We start from the raw sequence: 5,680 nt of genomic DNA, 5'->3' as shown, positions 1-5,680 counted from the left end.
AACCCGTCAAACGCACCACACACCTCATCAAACACCTCACCAAACCCAGGCAACACCATCAACCCACGCCCCATACCCAACCGCTGCGACCCCTGACCCGAGAAGAGCATTGCGACACGGCGTCCGGCGGTGACCACCCCGCTCACCACCTCCGGCGAGGCCTCACCAACGACGAAGTCGTCGAGCCCACCGAGCAGTCCCTCACGGTCCTCGGCCAGCACCACCGCACGGTGGTCCAACGCCGCCCGCGACGACACCAACGACCAACCCACCACACCCGCGGACACATCCGAACCAGCCGCGAACTCACGCAACCGCGCAGCCTGCCCACGCACACCCGCATGCGACCGACCCGACACCACCCACGGCACCACACCACCGCCCACCGGATCAGCCGGGACCGGCTCCTCCACCACCGGCGCCTGCTCGATGACTATGTGCGCGTTCGTGCCGCTGATCCCGAACGACGACACGCCTGCCCGGCGGGGCCGGCCCGTCTCCGGCCACGGCCGGGCCTCCGTCACCAGTTCCACGGCGCCCGCGGACCAGTCCACGTGCGGAGTCGGCTCATCCACATGCAATGTCGACGGCACCACACCGTTCCGCATGGCCATCACCATCTTCATGACCCCTGCGACGCCTGCCGCGGCCTGGGTGTGGCCGATGTTCGACTTCACCGACCCCAGCAGGAAGGACTGGTCCTCCGGGCGGTCCTGCCCGTAGGTGGCCAGCAGGGCCTGGGCCTCGATCGGGTCGCCCAAGGACGTGCCCGTGCCGTGCGCCTCCACCACGTCCACCTCGGACGAGGCCATACCGGCATTGGCCAGCGCCTGGCGGATCACCCGCTGCTGCGACGGACCGTTCGGCGCCGTCAGACCGTTCGACGCACCATCCTGATTCACCGCCGAACCCCGCACCACAGCCAGCACCCGATGCCCGTTACGCACCGCGTCCGACAACCGCTCCACCACCAGCATCCCGACACCCTCGGCGAATCCGGTGCCATCGGCAGCGGCGCCGAACGCCTTGCACCGGCCGTCAAGAGCCAGGCCGTGCTGGCGGCGGAACGACACGAGCAGCGACGGGCTCGGCATGACCGCGACTCCGCCGGCGACGGCCAGGGTGCATTCGCCCTGTCGGAGTGACTGGGCTGCCAGGTGCAGGGATACCAGGGATGACGAGCAGGCCGTGTCTACGGTGATCGCCGGGCCTTCGAGCCCCAGCGCATACGCCACCCGGCCCGATGTCACGCTGCTCGCGTTACCCGTCAGCAGGTGGCCCTCGTTGCCGTCGGAGTTCGTGAAGAGCTCCACCCCGTAGCCGGAGACAGCTCCACCCACGAAGACACCGGTGGGGGTTCCGTGGAGGGTGGTCGGGTCGATGCCCGCGCGCTCGAGGGCTTCCCAGGTGGTTTCCAGCAGGAGCCGTTGCTGAGGATCCATCGCGAGTGCTTCACGCGGTGAGATCCCGAAGAACTCCGCATCGAAGTCAGCGACATCGTGAAGGAACCCGCCGACCTGTTCGTACACCGTGTCCGGCGAGTCCGCAGCACCCAGACTCCCTATGTCCCACCCACGATCGGTGGGATACGGCGTCATCGCGTCCCGCTCCCGCACCAGCAGCTCCCACAAGTCCTCCGGCGAACGGACACCACCAGGGAACCGGCAACTCATACCGACAATCGCGATGAGATCATCACCGGATTCCGTGGACCGCGACGGCACGGGCGGAGCAACATGCTGCGTGACCCGGTCGTCCAGGCCCAGCATCGAGCCGAGCTCCGCCGCGAGCGCGGACGGGGTGGGATGGTCGAAGACCGCGGTCACCGCGAGCCGTACTCCCGTCGCCGTCCCCAGCCGGTTACGTAGCTCGACCGCGGTCAGCGAATCGAACCCCAGAGCCTTGAACGCCCGATCCGCGTCGACTGCGTCCGCGTTCCCGTGCCCGAGAACAATCGAGGCCTGCGTCCGCACCAGTTCCGTCAGTTCCCGGCCCCGGTCGGCCACCGACAACACCGCAAGACGCTCTGCCAGCCCCCCACCGGCGAGTCCGGTACTTCTGGCCACACGTTTCGTCCTCGAGCGCACCAGGCCCCGCAGCAACGGCGGCACCACGTCCTGACCGCGCAGAGCGGCCATGTCCAGCCGCACCGGCAGAACATGGGAACGCCAAGACGCGATCGCCGCATCGAACAGGCTCAGGCCTTGCTCCGCCGAGAACGCCTTCACTCCGCTCCGGCCCATCCGGGCCAGATCCGTGCCCTGCAGCGCACCCGTCATCTCACTGCGGTCGGCCCACAGGCCCCACGCCAGCGACTGAGCCGGCAACCCCGCCCTTCGACGGTGCTGCGCCAACGCGTCCAGGAACGAGTTCGCAGCCGCGTAGCTGCTCTGACCTGGAGCACCGAACACACCCGCCGCCGACGAGAACAACACGAACAGCGACAGATCATGTCCCTGGGTCAGCTCGTGCAGGTGCCAGGCAGCGTCCAGCTTGGGCCGCAGAACGGTGTCCAGCCGCTCCGGCGTCAGCGAGGACACCATTCCGTCGTCCAGAACACCCGCCGCATGCACCACACCCCGCAGACCGGGGATACCGGCCAGGAGTTGGGCGACCGCGTCGCGATCGCTGACATCACAGGCCACCACCCGCACGCTCGCGCCCAGATCCCGCAGTTCCTGGGCCTGTCCGGCGGCATGGGGGGCATCCGGGCCACGCCGGCCGACCAGGACCAGATCGGTGACACCATGCGTGGTGACGAGGTGCCGGGCGACGGCGGTAGCGATGATCCCCGTCCCGCCCGTGATCAGGACCGGGCCCTGGATCCCGGCCGTCGGGGTCGTCAGGACCACCTTCCCCGTGTGCCTGGCCTGGCTCAGATACCGGAAGGCCTCCGGTGCCTGACGGGTGTCCCACGCCGTCACCGGCAACGGCGAGAGAACACCCCGCTCGAACAGTTCCACCAGATCGGCAAGCATCTGCCCCGTCCGGTCAGCGCCCGCCTCACCCAGATCGAACGCCCGATACAGAACCCCGGGCCACCTTTCAGCGATGGCGTCGGCATCACGGATATCGGTCTTGCCCATCTCCAGGAACCGGCCGCCGGCCGACAGCAGACCGAGCGACGTGTCCACGAACTCCCGTGCCAGGCAGTTCAGTACGACATCCACACCATCGAACCGGTCACCGAACTCCAGCGTCCGCGAGGACGCGATCCGGTCCTCCGCAACACCCATCGCCTCGACGACCGGCCACTTGGGCTCACTCGCCGTCGCATACACCTCCACACCCAGATGCCCAGCCAGCTGCACCGCCGCCATACCCACACCACCGGCCGCCGCATGAACCAGGAGCGACTGCCCCGCACGGATTCCCGCGAGGTCCACCAACGCGTAGTACGCGGTCAGGAACACCGCGGGCACCGTCGCCGCCTGAGCAAAGGACCAGCCCTGCGGAATCCGCACGACCATCCGCTGGTCCGCGACCGCGACGGGCCCCGCATACGCACCCGACAGCAGGCCCATGACCCGGTCCCCGACCGACAGCGTGTCGACCCCGGAACCCACATCGAGGACCACACCCGCGCCCTCGCACCCGAACAGAGCCTCACCTGCGGGCACCACACCCAACGCGACCAGCACATCACGGAAGTTGACACCGGTCGCCCGCACACCGATCCGGACCTGCCCCGCCTCCAACGGCGCCTCGACGACCGGGCACGCCACCAGACCAAGATCCTCCAACGTCCCGTTCGTGTCCAGATCCACACTCCACGCCCCGGTCCCCTCGGGAAGCCTCAGCGCCCCACCCGTGACACGGCTCAGACGCGGCACCGACACCACACCACCACGGACCACGACCTCCGGCTCCCCCACACCCAGGACCCCCGACGGCACCGCTCCCGGACCGTGATCGACGTCGACCTGGGCGAACCGGTCCGGGTACTCCGAGCACGCCGACCGCATCAGGCCCCGGACCGCTGCCTGCACCACATCGACCTCGGCACCGGGGCCGACCGCAGCCCCGCCCCGCGTCACCACGACAAGGCGTGACTCCTCCAACTCCGGGCAGTCCAGCCATTCCCGCACCCAGCCCAACACCGTACCCAGCACCTGCCGGGCCTCAGCCACCGGACCCCACGGGCAGAACACCGCCACCGCCGTCGGCACCTGGGCACCCTCACGCACCCCCGCCACCACCGAGGCCACATCCGCAAAGACAGGTACTTCCACTTCCGGCGGAACGATGCCGCCTGCGGGAGCACCGACCCATTTCACCTCGAACAAGGAGTCCGACACCTCAGCAGCCGCTGTCGCGGCTGTCCCGGCCGGTGGACGGGAGACGAGCGCATCGATCGTGAGGACCTCCAGCCCAGCCATGTCTGTCAACCGCACCGAGATCGCGTCCGGCCCGGCAGGTGCCACTCGCACCCGCGCAGCCGTCGCTCCCGTGGCATGAATCCGCACACCCGAGAACGAGAACGGCATCACCCGCTCCCCATCCTCCTCGACCAGCACCGCCAGACGAGCCTGCAACGCCGCGTCCAGCAAGGCCGGATGCAGAGCGAACTCATCTGCATCGACCGGCAGTTCGACCTCGGCGAACACCTCATCACCAAGGCGCCAGACCGACCGCAATCCCTGGAACACCGGCCCATACACATACCCCGCCGCCGCAAACGACTCATACAAACCCTCAACAGCCACACCCACCGCACCCTCCGGCGGCCACACACCATCCGGCTCCGATTCGCGCACCTTCTGCACGCCCGGGGACAGCACACCACTCGCATGGCTCACCCAGTCGGAGTCCTCATGCGCGGCGGCAGCCGCCCGGGAATGGACACGGACGGCCCGCTGCCCCGACTCATCCTCATCACCCACACTGACCTGCACATCAACCGGCCCGTCATCCCCCGGCAACACCAACGGAGCATGCAGGACCAACTCCTCCAGCAGGTCACACCCCACATACTCACCCGCCCGCAACACCAACTCCAGCAATGCCGCGCCGGGCACCAGCACCCGGCCCGCCACCGCATGATCAGCCAGCCACGGATGCGACCTGATCGACAAGCGGCCCGTGAACACAAACCCGTCACCACCGGCCAGCATCACACCGGCCGACAACAACGGATGATCCACCACCGAGAGTCCCGCACCAGACACATCACCCGCACCTCCCACCCCCTCCAACCAGAAACGCTCCCGCTGGAACGCATAGGTCGGCAGATCCACACGCTCCGCACCCACACCCTCGAACACCGGTGCCCAGTCGAGTTCGACGCCTCGCACCCACAGCTCCGCCATCGAAGTCATGAAACGCTGCGGACCACCCTCACCCCGACGCAACGTCCCCACCGCCAGAACGTCGTCGCTGATCTCCTGGAGCGCACCCAAGAGCACCGGATGCGGACTGACCTCCACGAACACCGCATCACCCTCGTCCAGCAGACCCTGAACCGTCTCCTGGAAACGAACCGGCTCCCGCAGATTCCGATACCAGTACTCCGCATCCAACACCTCCCCCTCCACCAGGCCGGCCGTCACCGTCGAATACATCGCCACCTCACCCACCCCAGGCACCACCGACGACGCAAGCTCCAACAACTCCTCCCTAACCCCCTCCACATGCGGAGTATGCGACGCATAATCCACCGCGATCGCCCGCGCCCGCACAC

At 68.2% G+C, this 5,680-nt stretch carries 1 protein-coding gene; it reads right to left on the bottom strand.

The window, feature by feature from the left end; all coding sequences use genetic code 11:
- The coding region (locus ABZ441_RS33380; protein ID WP_358981145.1) for an SDR family NAD(P)-dependent oxidoreductase at positions 1–5,680 on the bottom strand (5,680 nt) is incomplete at both ends.

This window comes from Streptomyces sp. NPDC005752, assembly GCF_040630715.1.
Lineage (GTDB): Bacteria > Actinomycetota > Actinomycetes > Streptomycetales > Streptomycetaceae > Streptomyces.
Note: the sequence above shows the minus strand (reverse complement) of the source record. Positions and strands in the feature narration are given on the sequence as shown.